Origin of the sequence: Vibrio sp. L85 (genome assembly GCF_963871815.1) — a bacterium.
GTDB lineage: Bacteria > Pseudomonadota > Gammaproteobacteria > Enterobacterales > Vibrionaceae > Vibrio > Vibrio harveyi.
In genome coordinates, this window is sequence record NZ_CAWMYL010000243.1 from 73427 (window position 1) to 91902 (window position 18476).

15 protein-coding genes, 1 tRNA gene, 1 pseudogene and 1 riboswitch are annotated in these 18476 nt (G+C 45.3%); of the genes and pseudogenes, 8 read left to right on the forward strand and 9 right to left on the reverse strand.

Features of this window, described 5'->3' with window-relative positions; genetic code table 11:
- Nucleotides 1–15: 15 nt before the first annotated feature.
- From AACR11_RS23150 to AACR11_RS23185, 8 genes and pseudogenes are all read right to left on the reverse strand, one after another.
- A complete protein-coding gene (locus tag AACR11_RS23150; RefSeq protein ID WP_009698515.1) occupies nt 16–708 on the reverse strand; it encodes an electron transport complex subunit E in 693 nt (230 codons plus the stop codon).
- The gene (gene rsxG, locus AACR11_RS23155; protein WP_029790468.1) at nt 701–1339 is read right to left on the reverse strand and encodes an electron transport complex subunit RsxG; all 639 of its coding nucleotides are present in this window, start codon (nt 1337–1339) and stop codon (nt 701–703) included. The genes AACR11_RS23150 and rsxG overlap by 8 nt, the downstream gene beginning before the upstream one ends.
- A gap of 7 nt (nt 1340–1346) precedes the next feature.
- Nucleotides 1347–2393 (reverse strand): electron transport complex subunit RsxD, encoded by a 1047-nt coding sequence (gene rsxD, locus AACR11_RS23160; RefSeq protein WP_029790467.1) that lies wholly within the window; start codon nt 2391–2393, stop codon nt 1347–1349.
- Nucleotides 2393–5055 (reverse strand): annotated as a pseudogene (rsxC, locus tag AACR11_RS23165) (electron transport complex subunit RsxC). The gene rsxD and the pseudogene rsxC overlap by 1 nt, the downstream one beginning before the upstream one ends.
- Before the next feature lie 8 nt (nt 5056–5063).
- Nucleotides 5064–5657 carry an electron transport complex subunit RsxB gene (rsxB, locus tag AACR11_RS23170; RefSeq protein ID WP_029790465.1) on the reverse strand — a complete coding sequence of 198 codons (594 nt, stop codon included), beginning with the start codon at nt 5655–5657 and terminating at the stop codon, nt 5064–5066.
- Between the two features lie 3 nt (nt 5658–5660).
- On the reverse strand, nt 5661–6239 hold the full coding sequence (rsxA, locus tag AACR11_RS23175; protein ID WP_005425202.1) for an electron transport complex subunit RsxA: 579 nt from the start codon (nt 6237–6239) through the stop codon (nt 5661–5663).
- Between the two features lie 311 nt (nt 6240–6550).
- Nucleotides 6551–8848: a formate C-acetyltransferase gene (gene pflB / locus AACR11_RS23180; RefSeq protein ID WP_029790464.1), complete on the reverse strand. Its 2298-nt coding sequence runs from the start codon at nt 8846–8848 to the stop codon at nt 6551–6553.
- A 389-nt stretch (nt 8849–9237) separates the two neighbouring features.
- A tRNA-Asn gene (locus AACR11_RS23185) sits at nt 9238–9313 on the reverse strand.
- Nucleotides 9314–9872: 559 nt separating this feature from the next.
- Here AACR11_RS23185 and uvrB point away from each other — a divergent pair.
- The 3 genes from uvrB to luxU all read left to right on the forward strand — a co-directional run bounded on the left by uvrB (nt 9873) and on the right by luxU (nt 13973).
- Nucleotides 9873–11903, forward strand: coding sequence for an excinuclease ABC subunit UvrB (uvrB, locus tag AACR11_RS23190; RefSeq protein ID WP_005444695.1), 2031 nt, complete (start codon nt 9873–9875; stop codon nt 11901–11903).
- A 325-nt stretch (nt 11904–12228) separates the two neighbouring features.
- Nucleotides 12229–13632: a quorum-sensing sigma-54 dependent transcriptional regulator LuxO gene (luxO, locus tag AACR11_RS23195; protein ID WP_005444697.1), complete on the forward strand. Its 1404-nt coding sequence runs from the start codon at nt 12229–12231 to the stop codon at nt 13630–13632.
- A complete protein-coding gene (luxU, locus tag AACR11_RS23200) occupies nt 13629–13973 on the forward strand; it encodes a quorum-sensing phosphorelay protein LuxU (RefSeq protein ID WP_005444699.1) in 345 nt (114 codons plus the stop codon). Before luxO ends, luxU begins: the two co-directional genes overlap by 4 nt.
- A 114-nt stretch (nt 13974–14087) precedes the next feature.
- Here luxU and AACR11_RS23205 read toward each other — a convergent pair whose 3' ends face one another.
- Nucleotides 14088–14981 (reverse strand): YvcK family protein, encoded by an 894-nt coding sequence (locus tag AACR11_RS23205; RefSeq protein WP_005444701.1) that lies wholly within the window; start codon nt 14979–14981, stop codon nt 14088–14090.
- A gap of 175 nt (nt 14982–15156) precedes the next feature.
- Nucleotides 15157–15290, forward strand: a riboswitch (molybdenum cofactor riboswitch).
- On the opposite strand from AACR11_RS23205, the gene moaA reads away from it, so the two are divergent.
- The 5 genes from moaA (at nt 15279) to moaE (ending at nt 18099) form a co-directional block, all read left to right on the forward strand.
- The gene (gene moaA / locus AACR11_RS23210; protein ID WP_005444703.1) at nt 15279–16268 is read left to right on the forward strand and encodes a GTP 3',8-cyclase MoaA; all 990 of its coding nucleotides are present in this window, start codon (nt 15279–15281) and stop codon (nt 16266–16268) included. It overlaps the preceding riboswitch by 12 nt.
- Nucleotides 16269–16369: 101 nt before the next feature.
- Complete coding sequence (gene moaB, locus AACR11_RS23215) at nt 16370–16882, forward strand: molybdenum cofactor biosynthesis protein B (protein ID WP_005433210.1); 513 nt, start codon at nt 16370–16372, stop codon at nt 16880–16882.
- 26 nt (nt 16883–16908) lie between these two features.
- The gene (gene moaC, locus AACR11_RS23220) at nt 16909–17385 is read left to right on the forward strand and encodes a cyclic pyranopterin monophosphate synthase MoaC (protein WP_005444714.1); all 477 of its coding nucleotides are present in this window, start codon (nt 16909–16911) and stop codon (nt 17383–17385) included.
- On the forward strand, nt 17385–17642 hold the full coding sequence (gene moaD, locus AACR11_RS23225; RefSeq protein WP_005444716.1) for a molybdopterin synthase sulfur carrier subunit: 258 nt from the start codon (nt 17385–17387) through the stop codon (nt 17640–17642). Before moaC ends, moaD begins: the two co-directional genes overlap by 1 nt.
- 1 nt (nt 17643) lies before the next feature.
- Nucleotides 17644–18099, forward strand: coding sequence for a molybdopterin synthase catalytic subunit MoaE (gene moaE, locus AACR11_RS23230; RefSeq protein ID WP_009702831.1), 456 nt, complete (start codon nt 17644–17646; stop codon nt 18097–18099).
- Nucleotides 18100–18476 lie beyond the last annotated feature (377 nt).

Below are 18476 nucleotides of genomic sequence, written 5' to 3' on the forward strand. Positions count from 1 at the left end.
TTTAGAATTTTTACATTATGCGTTAGTTACGCGAGCACGCTCAATGGCTGGTTTTTCTTCTTTTGGCTGACGTGCCTGAATTGAGCTATCGATAACATTTTTCAACGCTATCAAAAGTCCTACCCCAATGAAAGCGCCTGGTGGTAATAATGCAAGTAGGAAGCTGCTATCGAAGTGGAATACTTGAATGCGCAGTGCTGCAGCCCAATCGCCAAGGAGTAAGTCTGCACCATCAAACAGGGTGCCATTACCGATAAGTTCACGCATTGCGCCAAGTACAACCAGTACAGTTGTCATTCCCAGACCCATCCAAAAACCATCTAGTGCTGCTGGCAGTGGATCATTTTTAGATGCGTAAGCTTCCGCACGACCAATGATAATACAGTTGGTTACGATCAGAGGAATGAAAATACCAAGAGATAGATACAAGCCGTAGGCATAAGCATTCATGAGCAGTTGAACGCAAGTTACCAAAGAAGCAATGATCATAACGAAAACGGGAATACGGATTTCTTTTGGTACGTAGTTACGAATCAGTGAAACCGTCACGTTCGAACCGACAAGCACCAACAAAGTCGCAATACCCAAACCAAGCGCGTTGGTAATGGTGGAAGAAACCGCAAGTAGAGGACACAAACCCAGAAGTTGCACTAGGGCTGGGTTATTACTCCACATGCCGTTTTTCATTAGCAGTTTATTTTCACTCATGGTTGCCTCCTGCGCAGTCTAGGGGCTGGTTCAGAATCTCATCACGAGATTTATTAACATAGTTTACCGTGTTTCTTACCGCTTTCACTACTGCGCGAGGGGTAATCGTAGCACCAGTGAACTGATCGAAATCGCCACCATCTTTACGAACGCGCCAAGAATTCCAGTTACTTTCTGTCACTTGTTTACCCGTGAAACTCAAAATCCAGTCGGTAACACGTAAATCGATTTTATCGCCCAACCCCGGTGTTTCTTGATGGCTTAGGATACGAGTACCAAGGATCTTGCCTTGGTTATCGATGCCAGTGATGATTTTGATTTCACCGTTGTAGCCATCTGGAGCGATGGATTCAATCGCCATTGCCGTTGGTTGACCATCTTTAGTTGCGATATAAGTTGGCATCGCTCGAGCCGTACCTAGATCGGGCGCTGACACCATCGTACACGCGGTAACAAGATTGTTGTCATGCATTTCTTCCGGAATCACTTGGTTAAGAACCGACAGCAATTGCTTTTGTTCCTGAAGTTTAATTTGATCTTTTGTTAGGTACTGAGTCAGTGCCACAAGACCGGTTGTAGCACAAGCGAAGATCGCAAGTGTCAGACCATTTTTTCTAATAGCGGTTAACATGTTTACCTCAGTGACCGTAAGTTCTTGGTTTGGTGTAGTAGTCGATCAACGGTACACACATATTGGCAAGCAGAACGGCAAAGGCAACGCCATCTGGGAAACCGCCCCAACTACGAATAATAAATACCAATGCACCAATAAGCGCACCAAAAATCAAACGACCTTTCACGGTAGTGGATGCTGATACAGGATCAGTTGCGATAAAGAATGCGCCCAACATCGTAGCACCCGAAAGTAGGTGGAAGATTGGTGAAGCAGTTTCTCCTGGTGTGATTAAGCTAAATACTGTGCTAAACAGCGCCAAACTGCCTATGAAGCCAACAGGAATGTACCATTGGATGATGCGCTTTTTGATCATAACCAGTCCACCGACTAAGTAAGCAAGGTTTACCCATTGCCAACCGATACCAGCAAGACCACCAAACATAGTTTGTGATAGCACTTCACTTGGTGTCGCACCAGTGTGGATACCGGTTTTAAATGCGTCTAATGGGGTTGCCATTGTCACGCCATCCACTCCAGCGCGAACTTGTTGTAGTGACAAGCCATCAAAATCATAACCAGTGAAGATCAGAGATAACGTGTCTGCAAAACTAACGTGCTCAGACATCAATGAAACAGGTGCGCTCCAACTTGTCATCTGGACAGGGAAGGAGATAAGTAGCACCACGTAGGCGACCATCGCTGGGTTAAATAGGTTTTGACCAATACCACCGTATAGGTGCTTCGCGATCACGATGGCAAAAATCAAGCCGATGACCATGATCCACCACGGAGACCATGGTGGGATAGCAACGGCTAATAACCATGCTGTCACGATGGCACTGTTATCACGAAGTGCACGCATTGGTGAACGCTTACGCACAAGCATGACTAGCGCTTCTAGCGACACCGCGACCGCAATAGCGAACACAAGTTGAATGATGGTGCCCCAACCAAAGAAGTAGGTTTGAGCCACTAAGCCAGGAATTGCACACAGCGCTACCCATTTCATCAAATCAGGCGTACTACGACGGCTGTGAGCGTGTGGTGAACTGGCAATAAAAAACGACATTACTCGTTCTCCTCAGTATTGTTCTTATTCGCTTCTTGCTGAGCCTTACGTGCTTTAGCGCGGGCAATGGCAGCGGCAACTGCAGCTTTCTTCGGATCCACTTCTGGCTCTTCAGAAGGCGCTTCTTCAACGGATTCAGATTGTGCTTCTTGCTGAGCCTTACGTGCTTTAGCGCGGGCAATGGCAGCGGCATTCAGCAGGAGCTTCAGTTTCTACAGGTTCTGTAGAGTTTTCTTGCTTAGCTTTGCGCGCTTTTTGGATCCACTTTTGGCTCTACAGAAGGCGCTTCTTCAATGGATTCAGCTTGTGATTCTTGCTGAGCCTTACGTGCTTTAGCACGAGCAATCGCAGCGGCAACTGCGGCTTTCTTTGGATCTTCAACTTGCTCTGCAGGCGCTTCCGCTTCAACAGATTCTGTTTGTGCTTCTTGCTGAGCTTTGCGTGCTTTAGCGCGAGCAATGGCTGCGGTAACAGCGGCTTTTTTCGGATCTTCAGCTTGTTCAGCAGGAGCTTCCGTTTCTACAGGTTCTGTAGAGTTTTCTTGCTTAGCTTTGCGCGCTTTTGCACGAGCAATCGCTGCAGCAACTGCGGCTTTCTTCGGATCTTCCGCTTGTTCTGCAGGTGCTTCCGTTTCTACAGATTCAGTTGATTCTTCTTGCTGAGCTTTGCGCGCTTTTGCACGAGCAATGGCAGCAGCTACAGCAGCTTTCTTAGGATCACCGCCTTGCTGTTCAGACGTTTCTGATTCTACAGGTTCGGTTGAATCCTCTTGTTGTGCTTTTTTCGCTTTAGCTCTGGCGATAGCTGCCGCGACGGCTGCTTTCTTGTCACCAGCTTCAGCAGGTGTTGATGTGTCTTCTTGCTGAGCTTTCTTGGCTTTTGCACGGGCAATAGCGGCTGCAACTGCAGACTTCTTATCGTCAGCATTATCCTCAGATGTGTCACCTTGCTCTTTTTGTGCTTTACGCTCACGAGCAATACGTTTGCGCTCTTCGCGTAGCTTCGCCATTTCTGAGTTATCAGGTTCTGCTGCGCCAGATTGAGCTGCTGCAGCTTGTTTTGCTTTTGCTTTGGCAATCGCGGCAGCAACCGCTGGTTTCACTGCTGGCTCGGCTTTCGCTTCAGCGTTCTCTTTTTGCGCTTTCACACGAGCGATCGCTGCTGCAATCGCATCGTCACCACCAGATGCTTTCATGTCTTTACGACGATCATCCGCGGCTTTCTTGAAGCGATTCTCACGTTCTGCTTTTTCGCGTTCCATACGCGCTTTTTTCTCTTCAAAGCGCAGTTTAGCTCGTTCAGCGGCTGCCGCTTCTTGAGCGCGAGTACGGATTTCAGCTTTCGCTTGACGATAATATTGAACCAGTGGAATCTCACTTGGACACACAAATGCACACGCACCACATTCAATACAGTCTTTTAAGTTCAGCTCTTCGAGCTTGTCGTATTCTTGGCTTTTCGCATACCACTGGAGCTGCTGTGGCAGTAGTGAGGCAGGGCATGCCTCAGCACATTGGCTACAACGAATGCATTCCATTTCGTGTTGGTCAGAGGCGATCTCACGACGTTTCGGTGCCAGAATACAGTTTGCCGTTTTAGTGATAGGAACCTGAGCGTGAGGTAGGGTAAAGCCCATCATTGGACCACCCATGATCAGACGCTGCAGTTTTTTATCTGCTTTATAGCCAAACTCATCTAAAAGCGCTTGTACTGGCGTACCAAGAAGTGTCCAAACGTTACGTGGTTGTTTGAAGGTTTTACCTGTTAGCGTCACGATGCGATTTACTACAGGTTCGCCATCGACCACTGCACGTTTAATTGAGTATAGAGAACCAACGTTTTGAACCAGGATGCCAATATCTGCAGGGATAGCACCGCTAGGAACTTCTTTGTTGGTCAAAATCTTGATGAGCTGCTTCTCACCACCAGAAGGGTATTTGGTTGGGATAACGCGGATCACGATGTCTTTGTTCATCGCCGCTTGCTCCAGTGCTTTGATTGCTGCTGGCTTGTTATCTTCAATACCGATGATGGTCAGTTTTGGCTTAAGGATATGCTCGACGATCTCGATCCCTTGGATCAATTCGTCAGCATGTTCTTGCATGAGTTTGTCATCGGCGGTGATGTAAGGCTCACATTCGGCTGCGTTGACAATAAGAATTTCGGTACGTGCGATACCCGATTGGATCTTCTTAGCGGTAGGGAAGCCTGCGCCACCCATGCCGGAGATACCTGCAAGGCGAATCACGTCGATTAGTGCATCAGCGGATTCTTGGGTGTAATCGGCTACTGGCGTTTTCTCACACCAAGCATCGTTACCATCAGGCGTAATCACTGCGCACAGTTCACTTAACCCCGATGGGTGAGCAACGGTTCGTGGTTCAATAGCCGTCACTTGCCCAGAAGTTGGTGCATGAACAGGAACGGTAAAGCCACTGTCTGACGCCGTTAGTTGCTGACCTTTCAACACCTTGTCGCCAACAGCAATTAATAGATTACCTGCTTTACCTATGTGTTGTTTTAGAGGTAGGACGATTTCCGACGGAATGGCTGCATGAACCAATTCAGTTTTGTTGGATTGCTTTTTGTTTTCTGCCGGATGCACGCCACCTGGGAAATCCCATAGCGAACCAGTACGAATTTGTTCAATCAAAGACAACATACGAAACCTTATTTAATTGAATCAGTCACGTTCGCTGCATTGGCAGCATCCGTAATGTTAACCACTGGAATGGCGTTAAGTTTCCACTTCCAGCTCTCTGTGGTGGTTTCCACAGGAATCATTTCAATACAGTCAGTTGGACAAGGAGCAACGCACAAGTCACAACCGGTACACTCGTCTTTGATAACGGTATGAAGGGCTTTAGTACCACCAACAATCGCATCGACAGGACACGCTTGAATGCACTTGGTACAACCGATACACATGTCTTCATGGATGAAAGCAACGGTTTTGACTTTGTTGTCGAGGTCGTGTGCCGACTCTTCCGCTTCGACACCCATCAAATCCGCCAGTTTTTCAATGGTCGCTTGACCACCTGGGGGACACTTGTTGATTTGATCGCCGTTAGCAATCGCTTCTGCGTATGGACGACAACCTGGGTAGCCACACTGACCGCACTGAGTTTGAGGAAGAATAGAATCGATTTGATCGACGATCGGGTCGGCTTCTACTTTGAAGCGAATCGACGCAAAACCGAGTATGGCCCCAAATACAGCGGCAAGCGCTGCAAGGGCAATGATCGCAATTAAAATAGTACTCATTGTCTACTTCACCAAACCAGTAAAGCCCATGAAGGCAAGAGACATAAGACCTGCGGTGATCATTGCAATCGAAGCACCTTTAAACGGTACAGGTACGTCAGCTGCAGCAATACGTTCACGCATTGAGGCAAATAGGATCAATACCAAAGAGAAGCCAACTGCCGCACCAAAACCGTAAATGATCGATTCAATGAAGTTGTGGTTTTCATTGATGTTAAGCAGGGCAACACCCAAAACAGCACAGTTCGTTGTAATCAATGGTAGGAAGATACCCAACAGACGATAAAGCGTCGGGCTGGTTTTGTGCACGACCATTTCGGTGAACTGTACAACAACAGCGATCACCAAAATAAAGCTCATGGTTCGTAGATATTCGATGCCCAGTGGACGTAAAACATAGCTTTCCACTAAGTATGCACACACAGACGCGAGCGTTAGTACAAAAGTTGTAGCTAAGCCCATGCCAATTGCTGTTTCCAGTTTTTTAGACACGCCCATAAAAGGACACAAGCCCAAAAACTTCACCAGTACAAAGTTGTTCACCAGCACAGTGCCGACCAACAACAAAATATATTCGGTCATAGTTATTACGTTCTTAAAATCCGATCCCAATATTATCGTGTTTTGTGACACCAATAACAACCAAAGAACGGTGTGGTTTTATGCACCCGATGGAAAATTATACGTGTATGTGATGTGAGTGGATGGATTAATAAGAAATTGAAAAGTTTGGTGAATGGTTGTTAACAAAGGAAAACGCAATTTTTGTTACTGATTTAACGCACGCTTTGCTGGCGGCTTCACTCTTCATTTCTTGGATAAAACGAAATAGAAAATGCTCATACCCCTAATGGGCTAGGGGGATGAGCTAAGGTTAACGTTTCTAAATTGACTTACAGTTTTTCTGTAAAGGTGCGGCTGATAACGTCTTGTTGCTGCTCTCTTGTTAGCGAGTTAAAACGCACTGCGTAACCAGACACTCGAATCGTCAATTGAGGGTATTTTTCAGGATGTTCAACCGCATCTAACAGCATCTCTCGGTTGAGAACATTAACATTGAGATGCTGACCACCTTCAATCGCAATAGCCTCATTGCTTGCTTCATGATGGAAGTACCCATCCATTAGTGCTGCAAGGTTCTTCTTCTGGCTTGACTCATCTTTACCTAATGCATTGGGTACAATTGAGAAGGTGTAAGAAATGCCATCTTTCGCGTAAGCAAACGGCAGTTTGGAAACCGAAGCTAACGAAGCAACCGCTCCTTTTTCATCACGACCATGCATTGGGTTTGCACCTGGACCAAACGGCATACCTGCGCGGCGACCATCTGGCGTGTTACCCGTTTTTTTGCCGTAAACCACGTTAGATGTGATGGTTAGGATCGACTGAGTTGGCACAGCTTCACGATAAGTGTGCATCTTCTGAATTTTTTTCATGAAGCGCTCTACTAGATCACAAGCGATGTCATCAACGCGTGGATCATTGTTACCGAATTTCGGGTAGTCGCCTTCGATTTCAAAATCAACGGCGATGCCATTCTCGTCGCGAATCGGTTTCACTGTTGCGAATTTGATTGCAGCTAAAGAGTCTGCCACCACAGATAGACCCGCAATACCACACGCCATGGTTCGATGTACGTCACGATCCATCAGTGCCATTAATGACGCTTCGTAGCTGTAACGGTCATGCGAGTAATGGATGATGTTCAACGCAGTGACATATTGAGTCGCTAACCATTCCAACATGTTATCGAAGCGCGGCATTAGTGCGTCAAAGTTGAGAATTTCATCTTGAACTTTTTCTACAGATGGACCTACTTGCGCTTTAGATTTCTCGTCTATGCCGCCGTTGATTGTGTAAAGCAGTGCTTTTGCAAGGTTGGCACGTGCACCAAAGAACTGCATGTGCTGACCGACAATCTGTGGGCTCACACAACATGCAATCGCGTAGTCATCATTGTCGAAATCAGGACGCATTAGATCGTCGTTTTCGTATTGAACAGAAGAGGTATCAATCGACACTTTTGCAGCATATTGCTTGAACGCTTCTGGCAATTGCTCTGACCAAAGAATCGTCATGTTTGGTTCAGGAGCAGGACCCATAGTATGTAGGGTATGTAAGTATCGGAATGTCGTTTTAGATACGAGCGTACGGCCATCAACCCCCATACCTGCCATCGCTTCTGTTGCCCAGATTGGGTCGCCAGAGAACAATGAATCGTATTCTGGTGTACGAAGGAAGCGAACCATGCGCAGTTTCATGATGAAGTGGTCGATCATCTCTTGCGCTTGTGATTCATCAATCAAGCCATTTGCGATATCACGCTCTAGGTACACGTCTAGGAAAGTCGATGTACGACCTAATGACATTGCTGCGCCATTTTGTGATTTAACTGCCGCCAAGTAACCAAAGTAGGTAAATTGAATCGCTTCTTGCGCTGTTTTTGCAGGTAGCGACATATCAATGCCGTATTTCCAACCCATTTGACGAATGTCTTCAAGCGCTTGAACTTGGTCTGCAATTTCTTCACGTAGACGAAGTGTTTTCTCAAGATCGCCACCGCGCTCTAGGAAAGTTTGTGTCGAGTTGTATTGCTCTTTTTTATCTGCTTTTAAGAAGTCGATACCGTAAAGGGCGATACGACGGTAGTCACCAATGATACGACCACGGCCATAGGCATCTGGAAGACCAGTAATGATGCCTGATTTACGACACGCTAGGATCTCTTTGGTGTACAGATCGAAACACGCTTTGTTGTGAGTTTTGCGGTATTCGGTGAAGATCTTTTCTACGGTTGGGTCTAGCTCTCGACCGTACACTTCGCACGAGTTTTTCACCATACGAATGCCGCCATTGGCGATAATGGCACGTTTGAGTGGCTGTTCGGTTTGTAAGCCAACGATCTTTTCTAAATCTTTGTTGATGTAACCCGCATCGTGAGAAGTAATTGTTGATGGCAGAGCGGTATCGAAATCAACAGGCGCGTGTGTGCGGCTTTCTTGTTTAATACCTTCAAGCACTTGGTTCCACAATGCTGACGTAGATTCACTTACCTCAGCTAAGAAGGACTCGTCTCCTTCATAAGGGGTGTAGTTTTTTTGGATGAAGTCACGAGTGTTGACAGCATTTTGCCATTCACCAGCAGCGAATCCAGTCCATGCGTCAAGCATATCAGTCGTCGGAATAGTCATTAGTAAATCCCTAAGTTATTGATAAATAGAATGGAGGCGACGAGTAGGACGGAACCATTCTTAACCCTTTCAATCGTATGGACTTACTATCTATGAGTAAAATGAATGCTTTTCATTTTTTAAATGATTAAAATGCATTAATATTTAAATCATAGGTTTATGGTTGACTTTTGCTTTTGGAACCACACATTTAATGCTTGGTATCGTGAATTTATCGGCGAATTAAAAGTAAAACAGAGTAATGAGCAGATTTGCCGTCATTCGAATTAGGAAGAAGCGGTGTGTATGAAGAGATTGTGTAACTGTATTTACTAAGCTTATTTGTGCTGAGATTCTAGAGGAGCAGATACGAAAAAGCCGCGTCTTTCGACACGGCTTTGTCTGGAATTTGGCTCCTCCTGCTGGATTCGAACCAGCGACCTGCGGATTAACAGTCCGTCGCTCTACCGACTGAGCTAAGGAGGAATTGCTTTGCTTGAAAGCGGGTCGAATCTTACCGAGCACCTATATTTCTGTCAACACCTAAAAAACACATTTCTAGTAAAAAATAATGGAATTTTATCTTTACTTTCTTGTAATCCTTGCCAGCAAAGGGCTGGAGTTACTTATCCACCAAATTTGTGGATAACTATGTTGATGAGATCTGAGTAAAGATCTTTTATATGCAACAGCGTTGTTTTGTTTTGAATTTTTAAGCAGAAATAGGCACTGAATAAGCAAATAAAACAGTGATTTATTTAGATTGACGCAGAATTAGTTAAAGTGGATAAAATTTAGCCTTTTGGGGATAAAGGATAATATTAGGTCTTTCTGGGGAAAAGTTGTGGAAATTAAATTGTGATGATTTGGGGAGTATAACCAAGTAGGGCGAAAGACTATAACAGAGTCACCAGACTAAGGCTAGATAAAAATAGAGAAAGCACAAAAATTAGTAACAATGAGCTATAAATCTAAAATAGACGTAGATTTCATCTAATAAGGTGTATATATATACAGCCAAAGTGCAGTAAATTTGAGGAAGGGTATGAGTAAAGTTTATGAACTGGTCTCTGAGTATCAACCATCCGGTGATCAGCCAACCGCTATCAAACAGTTATTGGAAGGGTTAGACGCAGGTCTTGCTCATCAGACGCTATTGGGTGTAACTGGCTCAGGTAAAACATTCACGTTGGCAAATGTGATTGCGCAAGCGCAGCGTCCTGCCATCCTCCTTGCACCAAACAAAACGCTGGCAGCTCAGCTGTATGGTGAGATGAAAGCCTTCTTCCCAAATAATGCCGTAGAGTACTTCGTCTCTTACTATGATTACTACCAACCCGAAGCATACGTTCCAACGACGGACACCTTTATTGAAAAGGATGCTTCAGTTAACGCTCATATTGAGCAAATGCGTTTATCGGCCACTAAAGCCTTACTAGAACGCAAAGATGCGATCATCGTAGCGTCGGTATCGGCTATTTATGGTTTGGGTGATCCGGAATCGTATCTGCAAATGATGTTGCACCTGCGCCGAGGAGATGTGATTGATCAGCGTGATATGCTGCGCCGTCTTGCAGAGTTGCAATATTCTCGCAATGACGTTGCATTCGAACGCGGTCAGTTCCGCGTTCGTGGTGAAGTGATTGATATCTTTCCGGCAGAATCAGACCAAGATGCGGTCCGTGTCGAAATGTTTGATGATGAAGTGGATTGCATTAGCGTATTCGACCCTCTGACTGGAGTGGTGAAACAGCGTGACTTACCACGTTATACCATCTATCCAAAGACTCACTATGTGACTCCGCGTGAGCGTATCCTTGATGCGATTGAAAGCATCAAAGATGAGCTTGAAGTTCGCAAGAAGCAGTTGCTAGATAACAACAAGCTTCTAGAAGAGCAACGCATCAGCCAACGAACTCAGTTCGATATTGAGATGATGAACGAGCTAGGCTTCTGTTCAGGTATCGAAAACTACTCCCGTTACTTAAGTGGTCGAGCGGAGGGTGAGCCGCCCCCAACATTATTCGATTACTTACCTCATGATGGTTTACTGATCATCGACGAATCGCACGTTACGGTTCCACAAATTGGTGCGATGTATAAAGGTGACCGTTCGCGTAAAGAGACGTTGGTGGAGTTTGGCTTCCGTTTACCTTCAGCATTGGATAACCGTCCGATGAAGTTTGAAGAATTTGAGGCGATTTCTCCACAGACGATATTTGTATCAGCGACACCAGGTAACTACGAGCTGGAAAAATCAGCCGATGAGATTGCTGATCAGGTTGTACGCCCAACGGGTCTGCTCGATCCGGAATTGGAAGTACGTCCGGTATCGACTCAAGTTGATGACTTGTTGTCTGAAATTCGTATTCGAGCGGCGAAAGATGAGCGTGTTCTGGTGACAACGTTAACCAAACGTATGGCAGAAGACTTGACCGAATACCTTCACGAGCACGATGTGAAAGTTCGATACCTTCACTCAGATATCGACACCGTTGAGCGTGTAGAAATTATTCGCGACCTTCGTTTAGGTGAGTTCGACGTGTTGGTAGGGATCAACTTGTTGCGAGAAGGTCTCGATATGCCCGAAGTATCGCTGGTGGCGATCTTGGATGCAGATAAAGAAGGCTTCTTGCGTTCAGAGCGTTCATTGATTCAGACCATTGGGCGTGCAGCTCGTAACATCAAAGGTAAAGCGATTCTTTACGCAGATTCGATCACTAAATCGATGAAGAAAGCAATGGACGAAACGGACCGTCGCCGTGAGAAGCAAAAAGCATATAACGCAGAGATGGGCATTGAACCTCAAGCCTTGAAGCGCAATATCAAAGACATTATGGAGCTGGGGGATATCACTAAGTCCAAACGTCAACGGAACACTAAGCAAGTTCCGTTATCGAAAGTGGCAGAGCCTTCGCAAACCTACGAAATTATGTCTCCACAGCAGTTGGAGAAAGAGATCAGTCGTCTAGAAGCGGCGATGTACCAACATGCTCAAGATCTGGAATTTGAATTAGCAGCGCAAAAGCGTGACGAGATTGAGAAGTTACGCGAGCAGTTCATCGCTAACAGTTGATTGATTGCTTCATTCCATGCCTAAGTGTTTGTGTTTACATAAATCGCTTGGGCACTTTCTTTCCCCTTACTCAACAGACAAAAAAGAAGCCAATAGGCAGTCGGATCTATTGGCTCGTTTTGTGAACATATCGTTCACTAACAACGTCAGTTGGCTAGGTGACCCGAGGGGTCATTAGTTTAAGAGCATGGTTTGTGCCATAATTTAACCTGTTGATATTCGGTTTAGTTTATTTAGAATACCCACAATCTTACGAATGATTATTTGCAAAATGCAAAGCGTAATGCGATTATTATTTAAAACACAACAAAAAATCGGCTAGGCTATGCAACAAATAACAGAAGGTCAAAAGTCTCGTTATCTACTAATGGTAGAAGACACCGCATCTGTCGCGGCATTGTACCGTTCTTACCTAACGCCACTCGGCATCGATATCAATATTGTTGGTACAGGCAGAGACGCAATCGAAAGTCTGAACCACCGTATTCCTGATCTTATTCTGCTCGATCTTCGTCTACCTGATATGACGGGGATGGATGTATTGCACGCAGTGAAGAAAAGTCACCCAGACGTGCCAATTATCTTTATGACTGCCCATGGCTCTATCGATACTGCGGTAGAAGCAATGCGTCATGGTTCTCAAGATTTCTTAATTAAACCATGTGAAGCTGACCGTTTACGCGTCACGGTAAATAATGCGATCCGTAAAGCTACCAAGCTTAAAAATGAAGCGGATAATCCGGGCAACCAAAATTACCAAGGCTTTATCGGCAGTAGCCAAACCATGCAGCAGGTTTACCGCACTATTGACTCGGCGGCGAGCAGTAAAGCAAGTATTTTCATCACGGGTGAAAGTGGTACTGGTAAAGAGGTGTGTGCCGAGGCAATTCACGCAGCAAGCAAACGTGGTGATAAGCCGTTTATCGCCATTAACTGTGCTGCCATCCCTAAAGATCTGATTGAGAGCGAGCTATTTGGTCACGTAAAAGGTGCGTTTACTGGCGCGGCAAATGACCGACAAGGTGCGGCTGAGCTTGCTGACGGTGGCACTTTGTTTCTTGATGAGCTTTGTGAGATGGACCTAGACCTCCAGACAAAGTTACTAAGATTCATTCAAACGGGGACGTTCCAAAAAGTCGGTTCTTCGAAGATGAAGAGTGTGGACGTACGTTTTGTTTGCGCAACGAACCGCGACCCTTGGAAGGAAGTGCAAGAAGGGCGTTTTCGTGAAGACTTGTACTATCGTTTGTACGTGATCCCATTGCACCTTCCACCGCTGCGTGAGCGTGGCGAAGATGTAATTGAGATTGCTTATTCGTTGCTTGGTTATATGTCTCACGAAGAAGGCAAAAGCTTCATCCGCTTCTCGCAAGAGGTGATTGATAGGTTCAATAGTTATGAATGGCCGGGTAACGTTCGTCAGTTGCAAAACGTACTGCGCAACATTGTGGTATTGAACAACGGCAAAGAGATTACGTTAGACATGCTGCCACCGCCGTTGAACCAGCCAGTGGTTCGTCAATCGGCATCAAAATTTATTGAACCTGACATTTTGACGGTGTCAGACATTATGCCGCTTTGGATGACTGAGAAAATGGCCATCGAGCAGGCGATTCAAGCGTGTGATGGCAATATTCCACGCGCTGCGGGCTACTTAGATGTCAGCCCATCGACGATTTATCGCAAGTTGCAAGCTTGGAATAGCAGGGACGAAAAACAAAACGTATGAGTATGAACGTATTAAATCAGCAAAAGATTGAAGAGCTGTCTGCTGAGATAGGCAGTGATAATGTGCCCGTTTTGCTTGATATTTTTTTAGGGGAAATGGACACCTATATAACCCGATTATCTGATCTTAAAGGCAATGAGCAATTGATCTATTTGAAAGAGATCAGCCACGCACTCAAAAGCAGTGCCGCAAGCTTTGGTGCAGATCGACTGTGTGATTTGGCTATTGCGATCGACCGAAAAGCGAAGTCGAATCAGTTAGCCGAGCAGGGTGAGGATGCCACAGAGATGCTCGCTTTGCTTGATGTCACACGCGATGCCTATCGCTCTTGGACAAACTAGCGCTTTGTTGACGCTATTCAATGAGCACTAAAACATAAAGCCCTTCCGGTGTGGAAGGGCTTTTTCATTCGACCAAATGGCTCTAGCTGGAGTCGTTTTCTCGATGCGAACTTTCTAGTTCGACGGCAACTGGTTTTCAATCGCAAGTTTGAGCTTGTCTCGATCATGACGCCAATCGCGATTAGTAGAAGCTAACGACTCGGTGACCACATTCCAGTTCTCAAGCACCTCTGGCTCTGTTTCTTCTGCCAATACGACATCAATCTTTCTTCCTTGGCAAGCACGCTCGCACCACTCGAGTTTTTGCTTCATTGTCATACGCCCAGCAGGACCATACTCTGGACTCAAGTTGGCGACAAAAATCACTTTTGCAGTTTGATTTGCGGCAATAGCTTTACCCAATTCAGGTAGGAGCAGTGGCGGCATAATGCTTGTTAAGAAACTTCCGGGACCAAGAATGATGGCGTCAGCTTCAGCAAGCGCTGTCACAGCTTCTTTGGTTGCGGGAACTTCTGGTGATAAATCGAGACGACGCAAATCGGTATCCATCTCATCGACGTTGGTTTCGCCCGTAACCCATTGCCCATCGACCGATAATGCGGTGAGATCGGAAGGGTGCTCAGACATAGGCAGAATGTTGACGTCGACTTTCAACATATTGCGAATAAGGTTAATCGCTTCTAATGGGCGTACCGATAGGTTATCCAGAGCGGTCAGCATTAGGTTACCTAGGTTATGTCCGTCGAGTTCGCCAGTACCTTTGAAGCGATATTCGAACATCATGGAACTGATTGATGGTTCAGTGATCAACTGGTTGATACAGTTACGCGTATCACCCCATGCAATACCACCTTGGCAATGGCGAATACGACCGGTTGAACCGCCATTGTCGGTTGTTGCAACAATGCCAGTTGCATTGCTGCCAAAATCTTTTAATGCTGCCAACATACGGCCTAGACCGTGACCACCACCAACTGCGACCACTTTCTTATCGGTGTAGATATTCATTACGTTCTTCTAATAATCTTGTAAAAAACGACTACAATTTAACTTAATGAGTGCCAAAGGGGTACTCACTAAGCGGTAAATTGTGTTTCTAGAGAGTTTTTTATCACTCAAGTCTGGATTCCATTACAAATATTAAGTATTTTACACGGCAAAGCTATCAGGGGTTTACCTCCTCTGGTTGCCATAACTCCGAGCTCACTATGCTAAGTCTAAGGATAGGCGTTTTGAGCCAGTGACATTCTGTCACAAGGGCATAATTGGAAATGATTATGCCTCCCGTGTTTGGAAAGGTGTTCCGTGGCGCAACAATTCGAAGACAAATTTCATCGTAAGTTCTATTACTTGCGTCTGTCTGTGACTGACGTATGTAATTTCAAATGTACCTATTGCCTTCCTGACGGCTACAAGCCATCGGGCAATAAAAACTCGTCTTTTTTATCTCTCCCTGAGATCAAGCGTGTCGTAAGAGCGTTTGCAGATTGTGGTACCTCAAAGGTCCGCATCACAGGTGGTGAGCCGAGTTTACGCAAAGACTTTACTGACATTATCCATTCTGTCGCAACGACGCCTGGCATCAAAAAAGTCGCTACAACGACTAATGGCTACCGCATGGCGAAACAGGTTGCTGATTGGCGTGAAGCTGGGCTGACTAATATTAATGTTAGTGTGGATAGCCTTGACCCCCGCATGTTCCATCAAATTACTGGTGAAAATAAGTTCACTGAGGTGATGAATGGTATCGAGCGCGCATTTGAAGTGGGTTATGAGCAAGTCAAAGTTAACGTGGTGCTGATGAAAGACCTCAACCACAGTGAGTTGCCTGCTTTTCTTAACTGGATTAAAGACCGTCCAATCCAATTGCGTTTTATTGAGTTAATGCAAACAGGAGAAATGGATGAGTTGTTTGCTAAGCACCATGTTTCTGGTGTTGCGATCCGAAATCAATTAATCGCCAACGGTTGGTTACTGAAAGTCCGTTCTCATAATGATGGACCTGCTCAGGTTTTCGTTCATCCTGATTACAAGGGTGAAATTGGTCTTATCATGCCTTATGAAAAAGACTTCTGTGAGAGCTGTAACCGACTTCGTGTCTCGGCTATGGGTAAACTGCATCTTTGTCTGTTCGGTGAACATGGCGTGGAGTTACGTGACCTGTTAGAGCGCGACGAGCAAGAAAGCGAATTGATTGAACGTATTCAGGCACAGTTGCAAACGAAATCCGTAAGTCACTTCTTGCACGATGGCAACACTGGTATGACGCCGCATCTTGCATCTATCGGCGGTTAACTCCAATCAGATTTCACATCAGGAGCCGACGTGGCTTCTGATGATTTTTCCAGAATCGATACCTTGCGTATCAAAAAGCAAATTAAAGAATAGGTGAACAAATGGGTCACGCTGAAAGCAAATTTCAACCTGCAAACATTGCCGTTCTAACGGTATCTGACACTCGTACTGAAGAAAACGACACCTCTGGTGGTTACCTAGTTGAACACGCGAAGGAAGCAGGTCATAACGTCGTTGATAAGCAAATCGTAATTGACGATATGTACAAGATCCGTGCGATCGTTTCCCAGTGGATTGCGGATGAAAACGTACAAGCAATCATGATCACTGGTGGTACTGGTTTCACTTCACGTGACAGCACTCCAGAAGCACTTAAGCCTCTATTCGATAAAGAAGTAGAAGGCTTTGGTGAGCTGTTCCGTTTGGTTTCTTATGAAGAAATTGGTACTTCAACCATTCAATCTCGTGCGATTGCTGGTTTCGCTAACCACACTGTTATCTTTGCAATGCCTGGCTCTACAGGTGCGTGCCGCACAGGGTGGACGAAGATCATCAAGCAACAACTAGATGCAAGTCATCGTCCTTGCAACTTTATGCCACACCTATCTGTATAACCTTTCCTAAAAGCGAAGGAAAAACCATGACCCAATTTACACATATCAATGCGTCTGGCGAAGCGAACATGGTCGACGTATCAGCGAAAGCGGAAACGGTTCGTGAGGCGCGTGCAGAAGCATTCGTTCACATGGCACCTGAAACTCTGCAATTGATTGTTTCTGGCCAACATCATAAAGGTGATGTGTTTGCAACCGCACGCATCGCTGGTATTCAAGCGGCAAAAAAAACGTGGGACCTAATTCCACTTTGCCATCCTCTATTGCTTTCGAAAGTAGAAGTACAACTTGAAGCAATTGAAGCTGAGAACATGGTACGCATTGAATCCGTTTGCAAGCTAGCAGGTAAAACTGGTGTTGAAATGGAAGCGCTAACGGCAGCTTCTGTAGCTGCATTGACGATTTACGATATGTGTAAAGCGGTACAAAAAGACATGGTTATTGGTCAAGTTCGTCTTCTAGAGAAGACGGGTGGTAAATCTGGTCACTTCAAGGCGGAATAATGATTAAAGTTCTTTTCTTTGCTCAAACGCGTGAACTGGTTGGTATCGATGCGCTTGAGCTCGATGATCAATTCAACAATGTTGAAGCGATTCGTGCTCACTTGGTTGAAATTGGTGAAGGTACAGAAGGTAAGTGGGATCTCGCCCTTGAGCCTGGTAAATTGCTCGCTGCAGTAAACCAATCTATTGTCCCACTGGATACTGAAGTGAAAGAGGGTGATGAAGTTGCTTTCTTCCCTCCAGTGACAGGAGGTTAAGATGGATCCTCGTGTTTCTGTACAGGCTGAAGACTTTTCTGTTGATCAAGAATATCAGCGCTTGTCGGAAGGCACTGCGTCTGGAGCCGTTGTTACGTTTATCGGTAAGGTTCGTGATATGAATCTTGGTGATAATGTGATCGGTCTGCACTTAGAGCATTATCCTGGAATGACAGAAAAAAGCCTGATCGATATCTGTAATGAGGCGGAATCACGTTGGCCATTACTTGGAGTCCGTGTGATTCATCGTGTTGGTGACCTTGATACCGGCGATCAAATTGTGTTCGTAGGAGTCTCAAGCGCTCATCGAGGTGCGGCATTTGATGCTTGTGAATTCATTATGGATTACCTAAAGACTAAAGCGCCATTCTGGAAAAAAGAACGTACAACGAGCGATAACCGCTGGATTGAGTCACGAGATACTGACCATCAAGCTGCGCAGCGTTGGGAAAAGTAGAACCGTTTTTTATTCTGCGACCAAATCTACTAAAGCCAGATGTTCATCTCATCTGGCTTTTTCTTTTTTTACGATAAAAACGGAGTTTACTTCCTACTTTGACCTGCTGATAAATTCATCCCCTTTCCTTCCTTTCACCTCTCGGTGACCTTGTTCACAATAAAAAATATCGAACAAGATATATGCAATTATTAATTAGACTCAATGTGTCACAAATGTTAATTTTTATACATATATCTAGCATAAGATGCTACCAAAGAGTTTGAATTTAGATTTATCGACAGTTTTGCCTGCCAAATGAACTCGCAAATCTGCATTTATCTACCCAATACAAACTATGTAGTATTTATTGCTAAATATGAGCACTAATTACAGAA

Excerpts from the sequence above, each read along its gene's own strand:
- moaB (WP_005433210.1), top strand. The coding sequence starts at position 16,370 with ATGGGTCACGCTGAAAGCAAATTTCAACCTGCAAACATTGCCGTTCTA.
- rsxB (WP_029790465.1), bottom strand. The coding sequence starts at position 5,657 with ATGAGTACTATTTTAATTGCGATCATTGCCCTTGCAGCGCTTGCCGCT.
- moaC (WP_005444714.1), top strand. The coding sequence starts at position 16,909 with ATGACCCAATTTACACATATCAATGCGTCTGGCGAAGCGAACATGGTC.
- uvrB (WP_005444695.1), top strand. The coding sequence starts at position 9,873 with ATGAGTAAAGTTTATGAACTGGTCTCTGAGTATCAACCATCCGGTGAT.
- moaD (WP_005444716.1), top strand. The coding sequence starts at position 17,385 with ATGATTAAAGTTCTTTTCTTTGCTCAAACGCGTGAACTGGTTGGTATC.
- rsxG (WP_029790468.1), bottom strand. The coding sequence starts at position 1,339 with ATGTTAACCGCTATTAGAAAAAATGGTCTGACACTTGCGATCTTCGCT.
- luxU (WP_005444699.1), top strand. The coding sequence starts at position 13,629 with ATGAGTATGAACGTATTAAATCAGCAAAAGATTGAAGAGCTGTCTGCT.
- AACR11_RS23205 (WP_005444701.1), bottom strand. The coding sequence starts at position 14,981 with ATGAATATCTACACCGATAAGAAAGTGGTCGCAGTTGGTGGTGGTCAC.
- AACR11_RS23150 (WP_009698515.1), bottom strand. The coding sequence starts at position 708 with ATGAGTGAAAATAAACTGCTAATGAAAAACGGCATGTGGAGTAATAAC.
- rsxA (WP_005425202.1), bottom strand. The coding sequence starts at position 6,239 with ATGACCGAATATATTTTGTTGTTGGTCGGCACTGTGCTGGTGAACAAC.
- rsxD (WP_029790467.1), bottom strand. The coding sequence starts at position 2,393 with ATGTCGTTTTTTATTGCCAGTTCACCACACGCTCACAGCCGTCGTAGT.
- moaE (WP_009702831.1), top strand. The coding sequence starts at position 17,644 with ATGGATCCTCGTGTTTCTGTACAGGCTGAAGACTTTTCTGTTGATCAA.
- pflB (WP_029790464.1), bottom strand. The coding sequence starts at position 8,848 with ATGACTATTCCGACGACTGATATGCTTGACGCATGGACTGGATTCGCT.
- luxO (WP_005444697.1), top strand. The coding sequence starts at position 12,229 with ATGCAACAAATAACAGAAGGTCAAAAGTCTCGTTATCTACTAATGGTA.